Here is a 22,297-nt window from a genome sequence, read left to right on the forward strand (position 1 = left end):
TCAGGTTGCGAAAATTGCTCTCCGCAGAATATTATTGTTTCCTATAAACTCATTATAAATTTGGATAAGCCATGAAGCGACGGGTCGCCATCAGCATATTGGGAACGACCCTGGATGCGGGAAAATGGGACAATCGCTGGAGCCGTTGGCGCCCCACCGTAGCCCTTTGTCAACAGCCAGGACTGTTCATCGACCGGCTGGAGCTGATCCACGACAATCATGCTCAGCCTCTGTGCCAGCGTATCGTCTCGGACATTGGCACGGTTTCGCCGGCGACGGAGGTGCGCAGCAATGTCATCAATTTCCGCGATCCGTGGGATTTTTCCGAGGTTTATACCAGCCTCAGGGACTTTGCCCGCGGCTACAGTTTTGATCCTGATACGGAAGATTATCTCGTCAACATAACCACAGGCACGCATGTGGCGCAGATCTGCTGGTTCCTGCTGACCGAGGCGCGCATCATTCCCGGCAGGCTGCTGCAGCTCTCGCCGCCACGCGATCGCGAGGCCGAGCCCGACATTATCGGCACGCACCGGATTATCGACTTGGATCTTTCCCGTTACGACGAGATCGCCAAGCGCTTCGCGTCGGAACGGGAGGATGCAGCCTCGTTCTTGAAGTCCGGCATATCGACGCGCAATGCCGCCTTTAACCGTATGATCGACGAGATCGAGAGAGTAGCTATCCGATCGACTGCACCCGTTCTCCTGACCGGCCCGACAGGTGCCGGCAAGTCGCAGCTTGCTCGCCGGATTTACGAGCTGAAGAAGGCTGAGCGGAAAATCAATGGCCCGTTCGTCGAAGTCAACTGTGCGACGCTGCGTGGCGACCAAGCCATGTCTACGCTATTCGGCCATGTGAAGGGTGCCTTTACGGGTGCAGCCGGCGAGCGTGCGGGCCTTCTGAAATCTGCGGACAAGGGCGTGTTGTTCCTTGATGAGATTGGCGAACTCGGTCTTGACGAGCAGGCTATGTGCCTGCGTGCAATCGAAGAAAAAAGATTTTTGCCTGTCGGCGCCGATCGCGAGGTCGCCGCAGACTTCCAACTGCTCGCAGGCACCAATCGCGATCTGGGCGAAGACGTTCGCAATGGGCGGTTCCGCGAGGACCTCTATGCCCGGCTCAATCTCTGGACTTTTCAGCTGCCGGCACTGCGCGAGCGCAAGGAGGACATTGGACCGAACCTCGACTTCGAACTCAGGCGCTATCTGGAGCGGGAAGGCGAAAACGTCACCTTCAATAGGGAGGCGCGTGAACGCTATTTGACATTCGCGACCGGCCCGCAGGCCGTCTGGAATGCTAATTTTCGCGACCTGTCGGCCTCGGTAACTCGCATGGCGACGCTTGCGCCACACGGGCGTATCACGACCGACGTCGTTGACGACGAAATCAAGCGTCTCAAGGCGTTTTGGCGCCGCACAACCGATGATGATGGAACCATTGCAATCATTGAGGATGTGTTGGGTGCAGAAGCTGCCGCTCGCCTCGATCGATTTGACGCGGTGCAGCTTGCGGCGGTTCTTCATACCTGCCGCGGCCACGCAACGGCGAGCTCTGCCGGCAGAGCCTTGTTTGCGGTCTCGCGATTGGAAAAGAAAAGCAACAATGACGCAGATCGTCTGACGAAATATCTCGCGCGCTTCGGCATAAGATTTGAGGACGTCACACGCCGGTGATAGCAAGCTATCTGCGCCTTGGCGTCCGCGTCGTTCCCGGACATCTCGACCGCCGCGCGGCGCTGTCGGCTGCAATTCAGGCGGCGACGACGTCCGACGACTGCGCTGCAAAGGTCAGAAAACCACGGTTCCTCGGTTCCCAATCCCTTCAGTTGCAAAAGCGTGTAATAACAGGGGCGGCGGTTCGGATACCTTCAATTGCCCGATAGCCGAATTACGCTGCCGGCGGTTCGATTCCCTTCAAGACCTTCACCCTGCGATAGATTCTGATTTGGAGCTGATTAGCTCGCGCATCCGCCGGACCAGATCGTCCAAGATGGTGATACGCTGTCCGCCTGATGGCCGAATTGCGAAGTAGGAGACGTCGATCCTTGGCTCGAAGGGGATCGCGACAATATCGGCTCCCGCGGCGCGAAGACTTGTATAGTCGACGACGCCTATTCCCATTCCGGATGCCGCAAAATGGCAGCAATTCAGCATGGACGTTTCCATCGTGCTTGCCGGTGGATACTCCGCACTGGCAAAGGCGCGATCCAGAGCGAGCCTCAGCGGTGAATTCTTGCCGGGGATCAGGACGCGTTCGTCCTGAAAATCGGCCGGTGTGATTATCCGTCGCGATGCCAATCTATGACCCGGAGCCATGGCGGCGACAGCAGGCGCGCTGTGTAGCAGGACTGCATTCTTGTCGCTCATGCGGGGGGAGCTGAAGACGAAACCGAGATCGTAGCGGTTCTTTTCGACCATGTCCCAGATATGACGGCTGTTTTCGACATCGATCACCAGCGGAATGTCCAGACGATTGCCGATGACGTCGATGATCGCCTGCTGCAGGTAAGGGCGAACCAGCGAGGTGACGCTGCCGATCCTGAGCACAATATTTTTGTGTCGGCGGATATCGTCGGCTGCCTGGGCAATCTGGTCCAGTCCGAGATAAAGCCGCTCGACCTCCCGAAAAAGCTGTGTCGCCTCGGCTGTCGGCACCAGCCGCGCGCCCACCCGTTCGAAGAGGGTGATCCGGACGATCTCCTCCAGGTCGCGAATGAGGCGGCTGACCGCGGGCTGCGTCACGTTCATTGCCTCTGCGGCGGCGGTAATGCCGCCCGTCATCATCACGCTTCTGAAGGCTTCGACCTGTCGTGGTTTCAATCGCATTGCTCAAACACTCCCATAACATTAGGGCATGGACTGAACACCAAATGCAATTTTTCTTTTCTTTGTGGACGTTTTATTTGCGTCTCCAATCCGCAGGGAGAGCGCGGATATCGGAAACTCGGAGGAGCTCCATCATGAAATTCCACGCGATCGCAGCCACATTGGCAGCGTCTGTTTTTGCCGTACCCCTCACAGGCTACGCCAGGGATCTGACTGTCGGGCTTGCTGCATCGACCACGTCCATGGATCCGCAGTTCTATGTCGTCGGCCCCAATAGCGCCATGGCGCGCAATATGTTTGACGGCCTCGTCAACCAGGATGCCAAGCAGCAGATCCAGCCGGCGCTCGCAGTCTCCTGGAAGACAATCGACGACGCGACCTGGGAATTCAAGCTGCGCCCGAACGTCAAGTTCCACGACGGAAGCGATTTTACCGCTGAAGACGTCGTCGCCAGCATCAAGCGCGTCCCCCTGGCCTCGAAGAATAGCCCGAGCTCGTTTGCAGCCTATGTGAAGGCAATTACCGAGGTCACTGCCGTCGATCCGCTGACGGTGCGCATCAAAACGGACGGCCCGACGCCGCTCTTGCTCAACAATCTGAGCCGCATCGCCATCCTGCCGGCCGAGATGGAAAATACGACAACGGAAGAGATGAATTCTGGCAAGGGTGTCATCGGCACCGGTCCGTTCAAGTTTGTTTCCTGGACGCCGGACGACAATGTCGTCGTCGCTCGCAACGACGATTACTGGGATAAGAAGGCCGCCTGGGACAAGGTGATGTTCCGGGTGTTCAAGAACAGCAGCGCCCGCGTCGCCGCCATCCTGTCCGGCGATGTCGACATGATCGAGAGCATCCCAACTGCCGACACGCGCAAGCTCCAGGCGTCCGACAAGCTCAAGGTCGTCAATGTGGCGGGCAACCGGATCATGTACCTTCACATGGACCAGGGCCGCGAGGAATCGCCCTTTGCAAAGGGGCCCGACGGCAAGAACCCGCTGTTGAAGCCGGAAGTGCGTCGCGCGCTTTCGCTTTCGATCAACCGCGAAGCACTCGTCGACCGCATCATGGACGGTCAAGGTGTGCCGGCCGGTCAGGTCGTCCCCGAAGGCTATTTCGGTTACGATCCGAACATCAAGGTCGATCCTTACGACCCGAACAAGGCCAAGGAGCTTTTGGCCGGTGCCGGATATCCGAATGGCTTCTCGCTGACCTTCCATGCCTCGAACGACCGTTATCCGAACGACTCCAAGGTCGCACAGGCGATCGGCCAGTTCTTCAGCCGCATCGGCATCAAGACTCAGGTGGTGACGCTGCCAGGCAGCGTCTACTTCACTCGTGCGTCCAATCTGGAGTTCAGCTTCATCATGGGCGGAGCGGCCGTCGAGACCGGCGAAGCTTCCGGTGTGCTCGGCCCGATTCTCGAGACCTATGGCGAGAAGGCGGGGCAGGGCAATCGCGGCCGCTACTCCAATCCGGCGTTCGACAAGGCGCTGAGCGAAGCCCGCGGCACGCTGGATGACGCCAGCCGCGAGGAGCTTCTGAAGAAGGCGACCGAGATCGCCATGACAGATCTCGGCGTCATCCCGGTCTTCTATCTGGCCAACACCTGGGCGATCAAAAACGACCTTTCCTACGAAGGCCGTTCGGATGCCTACACGCTTCCTTATTACGTGAAGCCGAACTGATCCGGAAAGCGGTAGTCCATCATGTCTTTCAGCGGTGTATTTCCCTACCTCGTTTCGCCGGTCGATCAGTCGGGTGCGGTCATGGAAACCGTGCTGACCGACCTGGTGGATCACCTGATCGCCGAGGGCGTCCACGGCCTGACGCCGCTCGGCAGCACCGGCGAATTCGCCTATCTCTCCCAAGAGCAGCGGCGCCACGTCGTCGACACGGTGATTTCGGCCAATCGCGGCCGCGTGCCCGTTGTCGCCGGCGTGGCGTCTACGTCGACCAGCGATGCAGTCGCACAGACAGAGTATATGGTCGAGGCGGGAGCGGATGGCATTTTGGCCATCCTCGAGGCGTATTTCCCGATCAGCGATGAAGGTGTCGAGGCCTATTTCACCGCGATCGCCAAGGCTGCCCGTGGTCGCCCGATCGTGCTTTATACCAATCCGCAGTTCCAGCGCTCGGACCTCACCTTGCCGGTCATCGAGCGGCTGAGCCGTATCGAGAACATCCGGTACATCAAGGATGCCTCGACCAATACGGGACGTCTTCTCTCCATCATCGAGCGCACCCGCGGCCGGATCGAGGTGTTTGCCGCCTCCGCACACATTCCGGTCTGCGTGATGATGATTGGCGGGGTCGGCTGGATGGCCGGTCCCGCCTGCATTGTGCCGCGCCAGAGCATCGCCCTTTATGAAGCCGCGAAGGCAGGGAACTGGGCAAAAGCGATGGAACTGCAGCGACCGCTTTGGCGCGTCAACGAGATCTTCGCGAAATATTCGATCGCCGCCTGCATCAAGACGGCGCTCGAACTTCAAGGTTTTCCGGTCGGCGTGCCGATGGCGCCACAGATGCCGCTCGGCGAGGCTGCCCGTGCCGAGATCCGTGCGGTTCTGGGCGATGTCGGCGCGCTCTGAGCCCCAGCCGTCTGACCAACAATCCAAAGGCGATTTTGAAATGAACCTAATTCCGATCATTGTTGACTGCGATCCGGGGATCGATGACACAATCGCGCTCTTGACCGCTTTCGTTTCGCCGGAACTCGAGATACTGGGCATCACGCCTGTTTGCGGCAACCAGCCGCTTGAACGCACCGTTCGGAATGCCCTGCAGATCTGTGAACTCGGCCGCAGGACGGATATTCCGGTCTATGCCGGATGCTTCCGGCCGATGCTGCGGGAGCCGATCTACGGTCAGTTCCACGGCAAGACCGGGCTCGGCAATACGGTGCTGCCGGATCCAGTGAAGACGGTGGAGAACAAGTCTGCCGTAGACTTCCTCATCGACACGCTGGCTGCCGCGGCTGCTTCGCAGAGGCGCATCACCATCTGTTGCCTCGGTCCTATGACCAACGTAGCGGTGGCGCTGCGGATGACCCCGCAGATCGCCGAGGGGATCGAGCGTATCGTGATGATGGGCGGTGCCTATCGCGAGCCTGGCAATCGTACGATGACAGCGGAATTCAACGTACTGGCCGATCCCCATGCGGCGCATGTGGTCTTTTCGAGCGGCATCCCGATCGTCGCGCTGGCACTCGATGCGACGCACCAGGTCATGCTGAAACCGGAGCATGTCGCGCAGTTTTCGAGCGTCAGCGGCCGTATTTCGCAAACGCTTGCCGAACTGATGGCCTTCTGGGACCGTAACGACGTGCGCCGTTACGGATCGCGTGGCGGTCCCCTCCACGATCCGCTGGTGATCGCCTATCTGCTGGCGCCGCATCTTTTCGAAACGCAACGCGTCCGCGTGTTCGTCGAACACGAGAGCGAACTGTGCATGGGGCAGACGGTCGCCGACTGGTATGGTAAGAGCGGTCTCGAGCCCAATGCGGACATCGTGATCAGCGTCGATGTCGAAGGGATCATCGGCCTCTTTCTCGATCGCCTTTCCCGCTATGCCGAAAAGGTCGTCGCATGAACCGTCACCGGATCATCATCGATGCGGACCCGGGTGTCGACGATGCGGCCGCCATCCTCATGGCACTGGCGTCGCCCGAAATCGACGTGCTCGGCTTGTCGGTCGTCGCCGGAAACGTGCCGTTGAAAGATACTCTCACCAACGTCTGCAAGATCGTCGGTGTGTCAGGACGCGCGGATGTCCCCGTTCATGCCGGGGCGCCGGGTCCTCTCGTCAGGGAACAGGTCTTCGGCAAATATGCCAGGATCGGCTCGTTCGGCGATGAACTGATCGCCCGAGGCGGCATCGTGCCCGCTGAGGAGCACGCCGTTCGCTTCATCGTCCGCTCGGCGCGCGCGGCAGCGGAAGCCGGCGATCCGATCACCATCTGCGCCATCGGGCCGATGACCAATATCGCGCTCGCCCTCATCCAGCATCCCGACGTGACGCGCGGTATCCGCCAGATCGTCTCCATGGGAGGCGCGTTCACTGCGCTGGGCCACCGCACCCCATGGGCGGAATTCAATATCTATGCGGACCCGCACGCAGCCGAGATTGTCTATCGTTCCGGCGTTCCGATCGTGGTCATGCCGCTCGACATGACCTTCCAGGCGCTGTTCACGGCGGAACACTTCAAGTGTTTCGGCGATCGCGGGGGTGCAGCCGGCGGCGCGCTCTACAATCTCTTTTCGACCTTCGATCGCAGCGACATCGCGCGCTTCAAACGGCCCGGCGGGCCGATCCACGATGCGACGACGATCGCGTGGCTGATCAGGCCCGAACTTTTCACCAGCCGCAAGGCGACCGTCGGCACGCAGGTAACAGGACTCACGATGGGCTATACCTATGCTGATTTCTACCAAAAGATGGACCGCGTGCCGAATGCCACTGTGGTTACCGACGTCGACGAAGCTGGATTCATCAATCTGTTGGTCGAGCGCATCTCGCTTTACGGAAGCGCTGCGTCCGGTCCGACAACACCGGGAGGCATGAATCTATGAGCGGATATCTCCTGAGCCGATCGATCCAGACCGTTCTGACCCTATTCGTGATGTCGGTCCTGGTCTTTGCGGGCCTCTATCTCGTCGGCAACCCGGTCGACGTGCTGCTGAGCCCGACGGCGACGCCGGCCGAGCGCCTGCAGGTCATCCAGTCCTTCGGCCTCGACAAGCCGGTCTGGGAACAATACTGGCTGTTTCTCACCAGGGCGCTTTCGGGCGACCTCGGCAATTCCTTCGTCTTCAACCAGCCGGCATTGACGCTGATCCTCAACCGCATGCCGGCGACGCTGGAGCTCGCCTTCGTGGCGCTGGTGATCGGTCTCGTTTTCGGAATTCCGCTCGGCGTCTATGCGGGCCTGAAGCCGAAGAGCCTCGTCTCCAAATCGGTCATGACCTTTTCCATCCTCGGCTTCAGCCTACCGACGTTCTGGATCGGCCTGGTGATGATCATGCTGTTCAGCGTGCATTTCGGCTGGCTGCCGGCATCCGGACGGGGTGAGACGGTGCCCGTTTTCGGCGTGCCGATCAGTCTCTTCACCCTGGATGGCCTGTCGCACCTTCTCCTGCCGGCCCTCAATCTGGCACTGTTTAAAATCTCCCTCATCATCCGCCTGACAAGGGCCGGCGTGCTTGAAACGATGCAGCTCGATTTCGTGCGTTTCGCCCGTGCGAAGGGTCTGCCCGAGCGCCGGATCGTCATCGTGCACGTGCTGAAGAACACGCTCATTCCGCTGATCACCGTGATCGGTCTGGAGCTCGGTTCGCTGATCGCGTTTGCCGTCGTGACGGAGACGATTTTCGCCTGGCCGGGCATGGGCAAACTCATCATCGACGCCATCGCCGTCCTCGATCGTCCCGTCATCCTCGCCTACCTCATGATCACGGTCGTGATGTTCAGCGTCATCAATCTCCTCGTCGACCTCCTCTATTCGATCGTCGACCCGCGCGTTCGTCTTGAAGGGAATTCGTGATGAGCCAGGAAAAGAATGCCGCAATCTCGGTCCATGCCCGCAGCGCATCTGGCGAGGCGCGTTCTCGCTCTCCATTCCGTCAGGTGATCTCCGCCCTCCTGCATGACAAGCTCGCGCTTGTCGGCATCCTGCTGGTGCTGGCCTTTGTTCTGGCCGCCCTATTCGCGCCTTTGATCGCGCCGCAGAATCCTTACGACCTGTCGCAGCTCGACATCCTTGATGGCCGCCTCCCGCCCGGCTCGCAGAGTATGGGCGGCATGGTCTACCTGATCGGCACGGACGACCAGGGGCGCGATCTTATGAGCGCGATCCTCTACGGGCTTCGTACGAGCATCCTCGTCGGCATCTCCAGTGCAGCAATCGCTTTGATAATCGGCGCCTCGATCGGCCTTATGAGCGCCTATACCGGCGGCCGTCTGGATTCCTTCCTGATGCGCGTCGTCGATATCCAGCTCAGCTTTCCGGCGATCCTGATCGCGCTGATCTTCCTGGCCATCCTGGGGCAGGGGGTTGACAAGATCATCCTGGCGCTGATCGTCACGCAGTGGGGCTATTATGCCCGCACGATTCGCGGTTCGGCGCTGGTGGAACGCAAGCGGGCCTATGTGGATGCCGCCCGCTCGATGGCGCTTCCGGACCGGAGCATTCTCTTCCGCCACATCCTGCCGAACTGCCTGCCGCCGCTGATCGTCGTCGCGACCATGCGTGTTGCCTATGCCATCATGCTGGAAGCGACGCTTTCCTTCCTCGGCATCGGCTTGCCCGTCACCGAGCCTTCGCTCGGCTTGCTGATCTCGAACGGATTCGAATATCTCCTCTCCGGGGACTACTGGATCAGCTTTTTCCCCGGCCTCGTGCTTCTGTTGCTCATCGTTGCCATCAACCTGATCGGCGACAGCCTGCGCGACATCCTCAATCCTCGGCGGGAAGGCTGAGACATGACCCAACCGATACTTTCGATCTCCAACCTCAACACCTCGTTCCGCGTCGGCGGCGAATGGCGGAACGTGGTGCGCGACGTCAGCTTCGACCTCGGCGCGAAGGAGACCGTTGCCGTGGTCGGCGAGTCTGGCTCCGGCAAGAGCGTGACGGCCATGTCGATCATGCGGCTCCTGTCACCGGGCAATGCGCGCGTGACCGGCAGGATCGACTTCGAGGGAAGGAACCTGCTAGACCTGCCCCTGGACGAGATGCAATCCATTCGGGGAAACCAGATCGGCATGATCTTCCAGGAACCGATGACGAGCCTCAATCCGGTGCTGAAGATCGGCAAGCAGATCACCGAGGTTCTCGTCCAGCATCGCGGCATGTCCTGGTCGCAGGCAGAAGCCGAGGCGGTTCGGCTCCTGGAAAAGGTCCGTATTCCGTCGGCGAAGTCACGTCTCAACGAATACCCGATGAATTTCTCCGGCGGCATGCGACAGCGTGTCGTCATTGCGATCGCGCTCGCCTGCGATCCGAAGCTCCTCATCGCCGACGAGCCGACGACGGCGCTTGACGTCACCATCCAGGCGCAGATCCTCGAGCTCATCAAGACGCTGCAGGAGGAGGAAGGCATGTCCGTCCTCTTCATCACTCACGACATGGGCGTGGTGGCCGAGATCTCCGACCGGACGGTCGTCATGTATCGCGGCGACGCCGTCGAGACCGGTACCACGCGCGAGATCTTCGCCGGTGCCAGGCACCCCTATACGCGGGCGCTGCTTTCCGCCGTGCCGCAGCTCGGCTCGATGACCGGGCTGGAGCGGCCGCTGCGCTTCCCGCAGGTCGACATGACCACTGGTGAAATCCAGCCTGTGAAACCGACCGTGGACACAGTGAAACATGATGCCGCGCCGATCCTGAAGGTCGACAACCTGGTAACGCGTTTCGACATTAAGAAGGGTTTCCTGCGCAGGACCATCGGCCGTATCCACGCCGTCGAAGACGTGTCCCTTGAGTTGCGGCAGGGCGAGACCCTCTCACTCGTCGGAGAGTCCGGCTGCGGCAAGTCCACCACCGGCCGCTCGATCATCCGGCTGACAGATGCGAGATCCGGCACGATCGAGATCGACGGGAAGAGGGTGCTTGGAGCGGGCAAGTCGCAGCTGGCGGATATCCGCCGGGAAGCGCAGATGATCTTCCAGGACCCATTCGAAAGCCTCAACCCTCGCATCCGTATCGGGGATGCGATCGCCGAGCCGATCGTAACGCACGGTCTCGCCGATGTTGCCGAAGCGAAGGAGCGGGTAGGCGAGCTGCTGCAGCGCGTCGGCCTCTCGGCATCAATGGCGGACCGCTTCCCTCACGAGTTCTCGGGCGGCCAGCGCCAGCGCGTCTGCATCGCCCGAGCGCTCGCTCTCGAACCGAAGCTGATCATCGCCGACGAGTCCGTTTCCGCGCTCGACGTCTCGGTCAAGGCGCAGGTCATCAACCTGATGCTGGACCTGCAGGAGAAATACGGCCTCGGCTATCTCTTCATCTCGCACGACATGGCGGTGGTGGAGCGGATCAGCCATCGGGTGGCAGTCATGTATCTCGGCGAGATTGTCGAAATCGGCCCGCGGCAGGCTGTCTTCGAGAATCCGCAGCATGAATACACCAAGCGCCTGATGGCGGCGGTACCGATCGCCGACCCCTCCCGCCGCCAGACGCGGCGGATTTCGAACGACGAGATCAAGAGCCCGTTCCGCGCGGCCGACTATGAGTCGCCGAAGCGCTCCTATCAGCAGGCCGGAGCAGGGCACTTCTTCCAGGTCGTCTGACAGGAGCGGAGACAGTGATCGTCACGTTTGGTTCAATCAATGTTGATTTTGTCTTCTCGGTTGCGGACATGCCGCAGCCCGGGCAGACGCTGCTGGCGAAAATGTCCCCTTTACAGCAGACACTATACTTGCAGGGTCCGCGCAGGTTGATCTGATGGGTGGCTATAGAGCTGATGGGTAACTGTGAGCCCTAGGCTGAAAAATGATATATGATTCCATATCGATAGAATACTTTGATACAGCTTTATATATCGATATTGTATCGCTCCTCAAACTGCTCTATATATTATCCTGTATGTTTCGGATCGTGCGATACAGGATAATGATATGGCATATAAAACGGAGTATATAACGCAGCAGCTACGCGCTGCGCGCGAAGCGCAGAAAATGAGCCAGCGCGAGCTGAGCGCACGATCGGGCCTGACGCAAAGCCATATTTCTCAGATAGAACGGGGCACTATGGAGCCCGGACTCGGCAGCCTGGTGGATGTGGCGCGCGCGCTCGACCTCGAGATCGTCCTTGTCCCGAAAAAACTGATGCCGGCAATCCGCAATATCCTCGATAGTGCATCGGCATCGAGTGATGTCCTGACATCCGGCCAGCGCAAGCTGGTGGGGCGCCTTGAGCGGTGGTTTGCGCAGCACAGGGGCGGGTTCGGTAGTGCTTCCGAGGCAGATACTTTCAAAGATAGCCTCGCGCTCTTACGGCATCTTCCTCTGTCGGCCGAGGAGATGGACACATTCAACGAGGCGACTGCACGCCTTGACCGGTGGCAGACTGATCCGCCGTCCCGTCAGGAACTGAGCAGGATCGCACATGCAGTAAGAAGCCTACGCAACGCCGCGGTGCACCGCGACCGTGACGTCGCGGTCCCTCGCTCGGCCTATGCGCTGGATGAGGAAGACGATAATGCCTAAGGTGACGGTACTCGATGTCAGGCTGTATGGGGAACCGGTTGCGACCCTGACGAATCTGCAGGACGGTCGCACCATCTTCGCGTTCAACGATGCATATATCGAAGACGAAAAGCGGCCGACGCTTAGCCTGTCCCTGAAAGACCCGTTCGGGACGCTAATCACGAAGTTCAGGCCGTATAACATGGTGGTGCCGCCCTTCTTCTCGAACCTACTGCCTGAAGGACCGCTGCGCAAATACCTCGCTGATCGTGCGGGTGTGAAGCCGTCGCGGGAATTCTTCCTGCTCTGGATGCTCGGCCGCGACCTGCCTGGGGCTGTGACGGTGCATCCCTCCGAAGGGGATGACGCGCCTCCGGATGACGAGCAGGCTATTGTCGAAGCGCGGCCGAACGCGCTGCGCTTTTCGCTGGCGGGTGTGCAGCTGAAGTTCTCGGCCTTTAAGAACGACAAAAAGGGCGGCGGCTTGACCATTCCGGCTGAGGGCACGGGTGGCTCGTGGATCGTGAAGCTGCCGTCTCAGCAATATAGTGGCGTGCCCGAGAATGAGTTCGCGATGATGACCATCGCCCGCATAATGGGCATGGACGTGCCCGAGATTCAGCTGGTTAATCTTGACGCCGTGAGCGGCCTGCCTCAGGGGGTGGGTGAACTGCATGGGCAGGCGCTGGCGATCAAGCGTTTTGACCGCACGCCGGAGGGAGCGGTGCATATCGAGGACTTTGCGCAAGTCTTCGGCGTCTTTCCCGACCAAAAATACGATAAGGGCAATTACAGGATGATCGGCCGCGTACTGGGGATCGAAACCAGCACGGCCGACGTGGCGGAATTCATCCGGCGTCTAGTCTTCAGCACGCTAATCGGCAATGGCGACATGCACCTGAAGAACTGGTCGCTCATCTATCCTGATCGCCGCACCCCTGCGCTCTCGCCAGCGTATGACCTGCTGTCGACTATTCCTTACATCGAGGGGGAAGATACGGCGGCGCTCAATTTCTCCCGTACAAAAAAGATGGCGGCGCTGTCGAAGGACGAGCTGGCGCATCTGGCTGCGAAAGCGCAGCTTTCCGAAAAGCTGGTGATCGACACGGCGCGCGAGACGGTTGAACGTTTTAGGGCGGTATGGGAGGCGGAAAAGAAAAACCTGCCGATCGCCGCCAAGGTCACCGACACGGTTGATACGCACGCACGGAAGGTCGAGCTGTATCGTGAGTTCGCGAATTAGTGCCCTGCGGCTCGGCATTCAACTTACCGAGCCTTCGCGCATATTCAAGGCGTTAGCCCATCCAAAACAGGATGGCCGTTGGTTCGAATCCCGTCAACTACGCCAGATCTCAGATGATGAGGGCCTTAGGTTCTGCTCTCATCAAGGCAGTAAAGGTTCGCAAAACCTTTAAACATAAAACTCGGGCATCTAATGAGGCTCATCGGCCGGAATATGTAGTGACACGCCTGCTTTTTCGGCGGCCGCTCGCAGTCGCCTATCTCTGGTCCACAAGGTTGCTTTCTGCTCAAGACGAACGGATGCCAGCAGATGCGCATCAGTGTAGCCAATACCCATGCTGAAAATGCCGTATCGATCGATCATCATCATGACTTCGTCGTGCGTGGCGACAACAGCTCCGCGCTGAGCTGCAAAAAAAGCAATGACACTGCCGCGATCTCGAAGGCTGCCAAGAGCCAACTCTCCGATCACGCTCGGATGGCAAAGCAGTCGATCGTCTTCGATTATCCTTCGTAGCTCGGCATCGCCATATCGGAAATGATCAATCCAGATCGAGGTGTCTACCAATATCACTTAACCGCCGTGCTCCGACGGCGCGGGGCTGCCTCGGCCTCCGGCATGGTTCCTCCTAGAGCGATGAGGCGTTTTCCTGACTCCACCCGAACCAGCGTCTCCAACGCCTGGCGGACGAGTGCCGCGGTTTCCTTGGTGCCGGTCAATGATCTCGCCCTGTCCATGAGGGCGTCGTCGAGATTGATGGTTGAGCGCATCAGCTGACCTCCGTGTTAATGACGTCAGAAATAGCACCATTTGGTGAAAAAATCTACGCTTTCGCTTCCATGCACGGACGTGGTCTGCGAACGTATTGGAATTGAGCCGTGAAGTTGAAATCAGTGCCATCCGTGCCACGTGCAAAGTCCACGGTTCGAATCGGTTCACATCAATAGATCCGATTTTGTCCGACCCGGAGACATAGGTAACAGTTTGTTCCTAAGACATGGGTGACAACCTCGTGCCGAACGGGTTGTCGATGGTTTGTAAGGTTCTCTGCTCCAGATCGATATATCCGAGATCATAGGGCATGAAGCTGACGAGCCAAATACCGTCCTCGACTTGGGTAACCGATGGAAAGGGTGCTCGTCTCAACGGTCTTCGTGGCTGTTCCGTTCGCCGCGCTCAACGCTTGCCTCCCTCAATCCTTGGAAGGCTTGGCGTCCGGCTCCTGCTGCGCAGTGCTCGATTGCTGACAATTACGCCGGAGGGCACCGCATATTTATCGGCGGCGCGCAGAATCTCGCGGATCTCCGTGAAACCGAGCAGATGATCTCCGACCGGAGTTCCCCGCGCGGTCGTCTTCGGGTGACCACGTCCATCCAGTACGGGAGATTGTCGCTGGTTCCGCTGCTTGGCGAGTTCATCCGGCGGCATCCCGGCATCGTGCTCGAGGTCAACCTCACCGACACGATCGTGAACGTCGCCGCCGGGCAAGCGGACGTTGGCATCCGCTTTGGTCCCGTGACCGACGGGGCGCTGACCGCGCGAAAGCTCGGCGAAACGCGCAAGGTGATCGTCGCATCCCCGGAATACCTCGCGCGTCGAGGCACGCCGCAGGTTCCAGAGGACCTTCATGACCACGACTGTCTTGGGTTCAACTTCAAGCGAGCCGCCCCAACCTGGCCGTTTCGGAAAGACGGGCGCGATTATCAGTTGATCGTCAAAGGCAGTGTAGAAGCAAACAACGGCGAGGCGCTTGGGCAACTCGCCGCAGAGGGTGTCGGAATTACGCGCGTGGGAACGCGGACGGTCGAGGACGCGATCCGGTCTGGGCGACTCGTGCCGCTTCTCGAGGAGTTCAATCCTGGAGAGGTGGAGGAGATCCATGCGGTATTCGTCGGCGGAGCCCATGCCGGTGCGTGTCAGGTGTTTCGTCGATTACCTCGTGGAAAACTCACGCCTCCTTGGAACTGGCCGTCCGGTGCGTCTGGAACTGGCGGTTCAAATGCCTGATGTTTGAGTCTACGGGTTGAGTGTAACAGCGGTTCGATTCCCTTCAACTGCAAGATTACGACTGTGGTCAGTCGCCGTGGCCTGAAAACGTACCCTACGGCGAGTGTAGGGCGTGGGTCCGCTTGACAACAAGCTCCTCACAAAAGGAAGTTGCTGCGGTTGTATGTATGCACAAAGCCCATCTTGGCTAAATTGGCGTTCGAGATATTAGGCTTATCGGCTGATGGCACTTCGGTTTCGACCACGAACGTCGACACTCCATGATCAGCGCCTTCCTGTACGCGAGCTTGAATCAAAGCTTTCTGGGCACCGCGGTTTCGAAAGCTCGGCACGGTCGTCCCGCCGCCGAGCCAGGCAATCGATCCTGACGCGAACATCGCTCCCGTTCCCACAGGTGTCTCCCCGTCTAACGCGTAGAAACAAGACCATCTGTGTCTTCCGACGATTGCAGCCCACAGATCGGTAAGGCTTTGCGGAAAACCAAACCCGGCACACATCATGGCGCCAAACTCCTGGGCTTCATCGGGCCGAACTTTTCGTGTTTTCACTGGGCTCGGCGACAGAATAGGGACAGTGTCGGTGGTTCGTTTCAGCTTTGCCCACCCAGGACCATGAGGAAGCAACCCTTTCGACTGGATCCAACGTCTCAGGTCGTTGGATGCATCGTCGACGTTGAGCTGCAAAAACCGGTTCCCGCGTCTTTCTTTCATCCAGTTGTAAGCTTCATCGAGATCTTCACTCGTCGTAAGGCCGAGGATGCGGTTAAGGCCGGTCGCAGGCGCGTTTGGAAGTGAAATCGCGCATCCTCCATTGATGGACACACATTCGAACTGTTCCTCGCCCCGCAATCGGTCATGGGCGGCCTCATAAAGATCAATGAAAGCTTTAGCCTCAATGGCGTCTTCAACTGTAGGGCAAGGCTGATCAAAAGAACGAGGATCCAAGGGGCTACTCCTAAAGCAGAAACGTCGCCGAAAGCGGATTAAGAGACATTCGATTGGATACGGAACGATCGCCGCGGCGGCTTCCCGTAGATTTGTCCGAACGGAAAGTTGGTGATAGCATTTTGCGCAGACGGACACTGCCTGAAGCGATTTGTGGGCAAACAAAACGAACGTTCAAGCGCAAGAATCCGAGATGAGACGTGGTACACGTCGTCTCAAACCAGCATGCGGTCCAAACACGTTTATATACACCATGATAACTGGCTAAGCCGGTGCACGTCTAACTTTTCCGAGGGCTATGTGTCAAACGCCGGTGGGTCGCAAGCTTTGTCGAAACAAACCGCTTACAAATTTGGCAATTTCCGGCTCATGCCAGAAGCCCAAGCTCTCCTGCATAACGGTCAGCCTGTTGGGCTTGGCGGACAAGGTTTTGATATTCTAACTCTGCTTGTGAGGCGGGCCGGTGAAGTAGTGAGCAAAGCAGATCTTTTCGCACACGTGTGGCCTGATTATATCGTTCACGACCATAACTTGAAGGTCAATGTTGGCAATCTTCGCCGTTCGCTGGCCAAACTCGATCCTGCTGCTGATTACATTGCAACGATTCCAGGGCGGGGCTACAAATTCGTTGCTGCTTTGGAACGCGACAGCCCGCCTCCAGCTCGGCAAGTTGCTTCAACCACAAGCCACTACATTGCGCCACCCCGAATTGGGCAGCTTCTCGGCCGAGAGGACGCAATCCGACAACTCTCTGAAATGCTCGACCAACCCGGTTATGCCACCATCGTTGGGCCGGGTGGAGCAGGAAAAACATCACTTGCGGTTACGGTTGCTCAGCAATCGTGCCTGACCGGCGAAGCCATTGCCTTTGCGGATCTGTCGGCGCTCAGCGACCCGCGATTTGTGGTGCCAGCGATCGCTTCCGCTCTCGGCGTCTCCCTTGGATTTGATGACCCGATCGCAGGTGTGATCGATGTTCTTCGTAGTAATAAGCCGCTTCTGATCATTGACAATTGTGAGCATGTCATCGCGATGGCGGCGACGATCGTCGAAAGGATATCGTCAGATGTTCCTTCTGCCCGGATCATTGCGACCAGCCGCGAGCCGCTCCGGACGCGGCACGAGCAGATCCATTTTCTCGCCGGACTCAGCTATCCGGAGCAGACGGTAGCGCTTTCCCCCAAGGACGCCCTGCAGTTTCCCGCAATCCAGCTGTTCATTTCCAAGGCGCGGGGTTCAGCAGATGCTGAGCCTCCCGACGACTATGTCCGCAGCGTCGTTTCGATCTGCACACGGTTGGATGGCTTGGCCCTCGCGATCGAACTGGCTGCCGGCACGGCCAGCGTCCTTGCGCCCTCGACGCTCGATGACCTCTTCAAGGATGGCTTCGATACGATGAGCCGGGGAGCAAGGGATGCCCCCTTGCGCCACCAATCCCTGGAGGCGACCCTGGACTGGAGCTATCGGCTTCTTCCTGACCGCGAGGCAGTCCTGCTCGGCTTGCTTTCGGTGTTTTCCGGCCGTTTCAACGCTGACGATGTCGAGGCCTTGTATTCCGCCGGCGCCCTCGAGCCAATGACTGGGCGGGACGCATTGTCGCAGCTTGTGGCTAAATCGCTGGTTTCCGCAGAATATGATGGCTCAACTATGTACTATAGGCTTGCCGAAAGCACTGGCGCCTATGCCGCGCGTCGTCTTTTAGGTTCTCCCTACAGAGAAAAGGCAAGACGCCAATTTGCCGTTCGCACGCGGGATAGGCTGCAGGCTGCCGAACGGGAATGGTCGTCTCAGACCTCTCGTGAATGGCTCGGGAAATATCGGAGGCAGATTGACGATGTGCGTGCTGCGATCGCCTGGGCATTCGATCCCGTAGGCGACGCCGCATTGGGGGTCGAACTGGTGGTCGCCGCATTGCCGCTTTGGCAAGAGCTTTCCGCTTTCAGAGAAATGCTGGAGACCATCGATCTTGCAAGCTTGAACAGCACTGCCCTTGTAGGGCTTGCCCCATCGGGGCGGACAAAGCTGTCCACCGCACGGGCCTGGGCCATGACACTTGCGCGCCACATGCATCCGCAGACCGACGATGCATGGCGCGAAAGCATTTTTCATGCGAACGGTTCTCGCGATGCCGAGTTTCAGGTGCGAGCGGTTTGCGGACAAGCTGTTTTTCTGGCCTATTCCGGCCGGCCGCGCACGGCACTACGCACGATGAATGATTTTGCCGTAGCAAAGGGTTTGGACTGGGCAACCGCGCCTGATGGGAAGCGGCTGTTGGCGCATATCCAGATTTACGCAGGTGAGCTGAATTCGGCATCAGCCCATCTGGAAGCGCTGATGAATGATTGGGGCCACGTGGAAGAGGGTCATGGCCTTTCCCGGTTTCAGGTCGACTTGCCGGCCGGCATACGCCTATCTCTGGCGCTTGTGTCCTGGTTACAGGGTGACTCTAATCGTGCGTCCAATCTAGCCAATCTTGCGATCAGACGAGCCGTTGATCTCGATCACATGATATCCCTTGGCAATGCGATCTCTCTGGCGGCGTTGCCGATTGCTTTCGTAGACGGCAATCTGGAAACCGCTTCGCAGCTTCAGCGGCAGTTGGCCGACGTCAGCCGCCGTGAAAGCGTTGGCATTTACGAGGGTACAGCCACGTTTTTCGCCGGTGCCATCCAGTCAGCACGAGGTGACAAGGATGGTTTCACCTTGATGCAGGACAGCATCGCCGGATTACTGCGGGGCAGCTGGCGGGCTCGCGTCCCATTCTACCGCAGCCTGTTGGCGGAGGCCTATATAGCAGCAGGTGAGATGCAACTTGCCGAAAACACCCTGCGCGCCGTACTTGGGGAAATCGGAATACGCGAGGAACGATGGTGGCATCCTGATCTCTGGCGCGTTGCCGGAATGATTGAAGCCAGAAACGCCCGTTCAAACCAGGCGATGCGCTATTTCCAGAAATCCTTGGATAGTGCGGTTGCGATGGGTGCGGGCGCCGCGACTAGACGCACCCGCCTTGCTATGTCCGCGGTGACTGTGCGCTGAACTTGTAGCATCAATTTTTTGTAGGCTTGCGAACCCGCTCGCGAAGCGACGCATTTTCCTGCTCCAATTGAGTAATCTTGTCGATTAGGTGCTGGAAGGCCGACAGAAATTCGGCCTCCGTATATCGTGGCTCAATGTGCTGCGGACAATTCCAATCGAACGCCTCAAGCTTGAGCTTGAAAATTCGCTCGGCGTTGGCTCGATAATCGCCGTCGGTGATGCTCACCGTGAACGCTGGATCCGCGTCGAGCGCCAGCTTTTCGGCGCGGGCATAAATCTTCAGGCGCGTACGGCCGGGATAGTCCATCAGGAACAGGCATGTCCTGTCGTTTTCTGCGAGATTGCCGGTGCTGATATACTGGCGATTGCCGCGGTAGTCGAGAAAGGCAAGCGTGCGGTCGTCAAGCACCTTGAGAAAGCCTTTGGGCCCGCCGCGATGCTGGACATAGGGCCATCCCGTCTCGGAAACCGAGGCCATGTAGAAGCTGTCGCGCTGCGCAATGAACGCGGTTTCTCTCGTGGAAAACCGCTCGAATTCGCGGTGTCCCTTGAAGTCGTGCCACAGACGATCCGCTCCCATTTCCGCTTGCGCCCTGCGAACTGAAGGAGTGATCGCAATATCCATAAAACCATAAGTCATAGCGTCTCTCCTGACTGCATTGTCGGCTCGCAAGGCATCGGGGAATGCAAGTCTATATCACCTCTCTCGCCGCCTGCTGCGCGCGTTCATAGCTCTCGGCCACAGCGGCATAGTTCGGAGCAACGAGTCCATAGAGCTTACCGAGTTCTGCAGCTTCGGGACGAGCCCATGTCCGGTGGAGCTCAGACAGTAAGGCATTGGTCGAAGTCGGCTTGACACCACCTTGCACGAAACGGGCAAGCGAAATCAGAGAGACCATTTCGCTCGGATCCCCCGACGCGTCGAGGACCGCATAAACGTCGTAGCCCGCGGCACGGGCGTCAAGTGCTGGAAACATCACGCAGACACTCGTCCAGACGCCCGCCATGATGAGAGTGTTGCGGCCGGTAGCGCGTACTGTTGCAACGAAATCTCCATTGTCCCATGCGTTCACTTCGCCCTTGCGCGGCACATAGACGGCATGCGGAGCCAAATCGTGGATTTCGGGTATCAGTGGGCCATTGGTACCGGCCGGTTCCGAGGCGGTGGTGATCACCGGGATATTTAGCAACGTGGCGAGCCTGGCCATCACCTCGACATTCCTGCGCAGATCAGACACGGAAATGTCCTTGACCGTCTGGAACAGTCCCGACTGGTGATCGAGAAGCAGGATCAGGGCGTCGGTGGGGTCGATGAGGGCTGCGCCGCCACCGGTCGGAAGCACACTCGTTTTGGATTTGCTATTGTACATGGTCGTTGTCCTTCTTTGAGTTTCAGTTAATGGGTCAGGTTTCGGGCGAGGAAATCGCGCATTAGGGGGATCATCTCGTCCGCCTTTTCTTCGAGGGCGAAATGTCCAGTGTCGAGGAAATGAAGTTCGGCGTCGGGAACGTCGCGGAGGTAGGCGCGCGCACCGTCGGGCAGGAAGATGGGATCGTTCTCGCCCCACAGGATCAGCGTCGGCGGCCGATATTCCCGCAGATAGGCGTGGAAGGCCGGATAGAGAGCGATGTTGGTTCGATAGTCGTAAATGATGTCCAGCTGGATTTCGACGCTGCCCGGACGGTCGAGGAAGAGCTGATCGTACAGCCACACGGCAGGATCGATCCGCGCCTCATCGCTTGTGCCGGCGAGATACTGGAAGCGTGTGCCGTCAAGCGACAGGAACGGCCGCATGGCGTCACGGTTTGCTGCACCGTTGTCGGCCCAGTAAGCCCGCGTCGGCGCCCAGAAATCCCCCATGCCGTCTTCGTAAGCGTTGCCGTTCTGAATGATCAAGGCGGTCACCCGGTCTGGGTGTGCGAGCGCCAAGCGAAATCCGGTCGGCGCTCCGTAATCCATGACGTAGAGAGCATAACGTTCAACACCCAGCTGCTCGAGAAGACTGTCGACGACGGTCGAGAAGGTGGCAAAGCCATATTCGAAGTCGCTGGACGAAGGCATTTCCGACAGACCGAACCCCGGAAGGTCGGGCGCAATCACATGATAACGGTCGGCGAGCGCCGGAATGAGGTTGCGGTACATATGCGATGAGCTCGGGAAGCCGTGCAGCAATACCACCGCGGGTGCGCCCCGCTCGCCCGCCTCACGGTAAAAGATGTCGAGTCCGGCGACGCTGTCGGTTCTGTGGTAGGTGACGGGCTGGGTCACTGTCCGCCTCCTTGCCCCAGACCGCCGGACGAGGCCGCGGCTGCCGCCACAATGAACGCAGCGACTTCCTTTGGGTGCGAGATCATAAGAGCATGACTGCTATCGATTTCTGTAATCGCTGCTTTTGCTTGCTTGGCCATGCGTCGCTGCGCACTCGGGGGCACCATCCGGTCGGCAGATGCGACGAGATAGAAGCTGGGTTTGGTCTTCCATGCGGCATGCGTGACGGGCGCAATGACCGCTGCAAGGCCCCACGGTAGCTGTGCAGCAGACATGAACCGCGTTATAGCGGGATCGACATCGGCGGCGAACGCTTCGGGAAATCGGGCCGGGTCGACAACCAGGTAGCCATCCTGCGGAGGAAGCAATGGCGCCTTCGCTTCGCCGGGCTCTTCCGGCGCTTCGTTCAGACCCGCAACAGACTCGCCGACATCCGGCACGAAAGCCGCGATGTAGGCCAGCGCCTGGACCTTCGGGTTGACGCCGGCTTCCGTGATAACGGCTCCGCCGTAGCTATGGCCGACCAGAAGCACCGGGTGGTGAGCCGATGCGATCAGACGCTCGGTGGTGGCAACGTCACCTTCAAGTGAGGTGGTCGGGTGCTGAGCGACTAGCACTTCGAACCCGCGGCCAACGAGTTCGCTATGGACGTGCTGCCATCCGGAGCCATCAACAAAGGCACCGTGTACCAGGACGATCGAGAGGGATGGCTCCCCAGCTGCCTGGGTGCCCGAAACGGGATTGGTCATGATCTTTTCCTTTGGGCTGGGCGCGGGGCTGCTTGCCC

At 59.0% G+C, this 22,297-nt stretch carries 20 protein-coding genes; 12 read left to right on the plus strand and 8 right to left on the minus strand.

Going from position 1 to position 22,297, the window contains the following annotated elements; translation table 11 throughout:
* The first annotated feature begins 71 nt into the window (after positions 1–71).
* Positions 72–1,676: an RNA repair transcriptional activator RtcR gene (rtcR, locus tag FHX08_RS26450; RefSeq protein WP_132657427.1), complete on the plus strand. Its 1,605-nt coding sequence runs from the start codon at positions 72–74 to the stop codon at positions 1,674–1,676.
* A 249-nt stretch (positions 1,677–1,925) separates the two neighbouring features.
* On the opposite strand, the gene FHX08_RS26455 is transcribed toward rtcR, so the two are convergent.
* A complete protein-coding gene (locus FHX08_RS26455) occupies positions 1,926–2,828 on the minus strand; it encodes a LysR family transcriptional regulator (protein ID WP_132657425.1) in 903 nt (300 codons plus the stop codon).
* A gap of 134 nt (positions 2,829–2,962) precedes the next feature.
* Here FHX08_RS26455 and FHX08_RS26460 point away from each other — a divergent pair, with 134 nt between their 5' ends.
* The 9 genes from FHX08_RS26460 (at position 2,963) to FHX08_RS26500 (ending at position 13,251) form a co-directional block, all read left to right on the plus strand.
* Positions 2,963–4,513, plus strand: a complete 1,551-nt coding sequence (locus FHX08_RS26460) for an ABC transporter substrate-binding protein (protein ID WP_132657423.1) — start codon at positions 2,963–2,965, stop codon at positions 4,511–4,513.
* A gap of 21 nt (positions 4,514–4,534) precedes the next feature.
* Positions 4,535–5,416: a dihydrodipicolinate synthase family protein gene (locus FHX08_RS26465; protein WP_132657421.1), complete on the plus strand. Its 882-nt coding sequence runs from the start codon at positions 4,535–4,537 to the stop codon at positions 5,414–5,416.
* Positions 5,417–5,456: 40 nt separating this feature from the next.
* Positions 5,457–6,416: a nucleoside hydrolase gene (locus FHX08_RS26470; RefSeq protein ID WP_132657420.1), complete on the plus strand. Its 960-nt coding sequence runs from the start codon at positions 5,457–5,459 to the stop codon at positions 6,414–6,416.
* The gene (locus FHX08_RS26475) at positions 6,413–7,396 is read left to right on the plus strand and encodes a nucleoside hydrolase (protein ID WP_132657418.1); all 984 of its coding nucleotides are present in this window, start codon (positions 6,413–6,415) and stop codon (positions 7,394–7,396) included. The genes FHX08_RS26470 and FHX08_RS26475 overlap by 4 nt, the downstream gene beginning before the upstream one ends.
* The gene (locus FHX08_RS26480) at positions 7,393–8,367 is read left to right on the plus strand and encodes an ABC transporter permease (protein ID WP_132657417.1); all 975 of its coding nucleotides are present in this window, start codon (positions 7,393–7,395) and stop codon (positions 8,365–8,367) included. The genes FHX08_RS26475 and FHX08_RS26480 overlap by 4 nt, the downstream gene beginning before the upstream one ends.
* Positions 8,367–9,302 carry an ABC transporter permease gene (locus FHX08_RS26485; RefSeq protein WP_184327892.1) on the plus strand — a complete coding sequence of 312 codons (936 nt, stop codon included), beginning with the start codon at positions 8,367–8,369 and terminating at the stop codon, positions 9,300–9,302. Before FHX08_RS26480 ends, FHX08_RS26485 begins: the two co-directional genes overlap by 1 nt.
* A gap of 3 nt (positions 9,303–9,305) precedes the next feature.
* On the plus strand, positions 9,306–11,111 hold the full coding sequence (locus FHX08_RS26490; RefSeq protein WP_132657415.1) for an ABC transporter ATP-binding protein: 1,806 nt from the start codon (positions 9,306–9,308) through the stop codon (positions 11,109–11,111).
* 327 nt (positions 11,112–11,438) lie between these two features.
* Positions 11,439–12,029, plus strand: a complete 591-nt coding sequence (locus FHX08_RS26495) for a helix-turn-helix domain-containing protein (protein WP_132657413.1) — start codon at positions 11,439–11,441, stop codon at positions 12,027–12,029.
* Entirely contained in the window at positions 12,022–13,251 is a 1,230-nt protein-coding gene (locus tag FHX08_RS26500) for a type II toxin-antitoxin system HipA family toxin (protein WP_132657411.1), read from the plus strand. The genes FHX08_RS26495 and FHX08_RS26500 overlap by 8 nt, the downstream gene beginning before the upstream one ends.
* Before the next feature lie 189 nt (positions 13,252–13,440).
* Here FHX08_RS26500 and FHX08_RS26505 read toward each other — a convergent pair whose 3' ends face one another.
* Positions 13,441–13,824: a type II toxin-antitoxin system VapC family toxin gene (locus FHX08_RS26505; RefSeq protein WP_132657410.1), complete on the minus strand. Its 384-nt coding sequence runs from the start codon at positions 13,822–13,824 to the stop codon at positions 13,441–13,443.
* Positions 13,821–14,021 (minus strand): type II toxin-antitoxin system VapB family antitoxin, encoded by a 201-nt coding sequence (locus tag FHX08_RS26510; RefSeq protein WP_113354669.1) that lies wholly within the window; start codon positions 14,019–14,021, stop codon positions 13,821–13,823. Before FHX08_RS26510 ends, FHX08_RS26505 begins: the two co-directional genes overlap by 4 nt.
* Before the next feature lie 589 nt (positions 14,022–14,610).
* Here FHX08_RS26510 and FHX08_RS26515 point away from each other — a divergent pair.
* Positions 14,611–15,258, plus strand: a complete 648-nt coding sequence (locus FHX08_RS26515) for a LysR substrate-binding domain-containing protein (protein WP_245508367.1) — start codon at positions 14,611–14,613, stop codon at positions 15,256–15,258.
* Positions 15,259–15,395: 137 nt separating this feature from the next.
* On the opposite strand, the gene FHX08_RS26520 is transcribed toward FHX08_RS26515, so the two are convergent.
* Entirely contained in the window at positions 15,396–16,202 is an 807-nt protein-coding gene (locus FHX08_RS26520) for a GNAT family N-acetyltransferase (RefSeq protein ID WP_132657408.1), read from the minus strand.
* 300 nt (positions 16,203–16,502) lie between these two features.
* Here FHX08_RS26520 and FHX08_RS26525 point away from each other — a divergent pair, with 300 nt between their 5' ends.
* A complete protein-coding gene (locus FHX08_RS26525; protein WP_184327893.1) occupies positions 16,503–19,241 on the plus strand; it encodes a winged helix-turn-helix domain-containing protein in 2,739 nt (912 codons plus the stop codon).
* 10 nt (positions 19,242–19,251) lie between these two features.
* Here FHX08_RS26525 and FHX08_RS26530 read toward each other — a convergent pair whose 3' ends face one another.
* The 4 genes from FHX08_RS26530 to FHX08_RS26545 are packed head-to-tail and all read right to left on the minus strand — an operon-like array spanning position 19,252 to position 22,259.
* A complete protein-coding gene (locus FHX08_RS26530; RefSeq protein ID WP_132657559.1) occupies positions 19,252–19,881 on the minus strand; it encodes a pyridoxamine 5'-phosphate oxidase family protein in 630 nt (209 codons plus the stop codon).
* Positions 19,882–19,933: 52 nt separating this feature from the next.
* Positions 19,934–20,611: an isochorismatase family protein gene (locus tag FHX08_RS26535; protein WP_132657405.1), complete on the minus strand. Its 678-nt coding sequence runs from the start codon at positions 20,609–20,611 to the stop codon at positions 19,934–19,936.
* A gap of 26 nt (positions 20,612–20,637) precedes the next feature.
* Positions 20,638–21,510 (minus strand): alpha/beta fold hydrolase, encoded by an 873-nt coding sequence (locus FHX08_RS26540; protein ID WP_132657403.1) that lies wholly within the window; start codon positions 21,508–21,510, stop codon positions 20,638–20,640.
* Positions 21,507–22,259 carry an alpha/beta hydrolase gene (locus tag FHX08_RS26545; RefSeq protein ID WP_132657402.1) on the minus strand — a complete coding sequence of 251 codons (753 nt, stop codon included), beginning with the start codon at positions 22,257–22,259 and terminating at the stop codon, positions 21,507–21,509. Before FHX08_RS26545 ends, FHX08_RS26540 begins: the two co-directional genes overlap by 4 nt.
* Between the last annotated feature and the right edge of the window lie 38 nt (positions 22,260–22,297).

Origin of the sequence: Rhizobium sp. BK529 (assembly GCF_014194105.1) — a bacterium.
Lineage (GTDB): Bacteria > Pseudomonadota > Alphaproteobacteria > Rhizobiales > Rhizobiaceae > Rhizobium.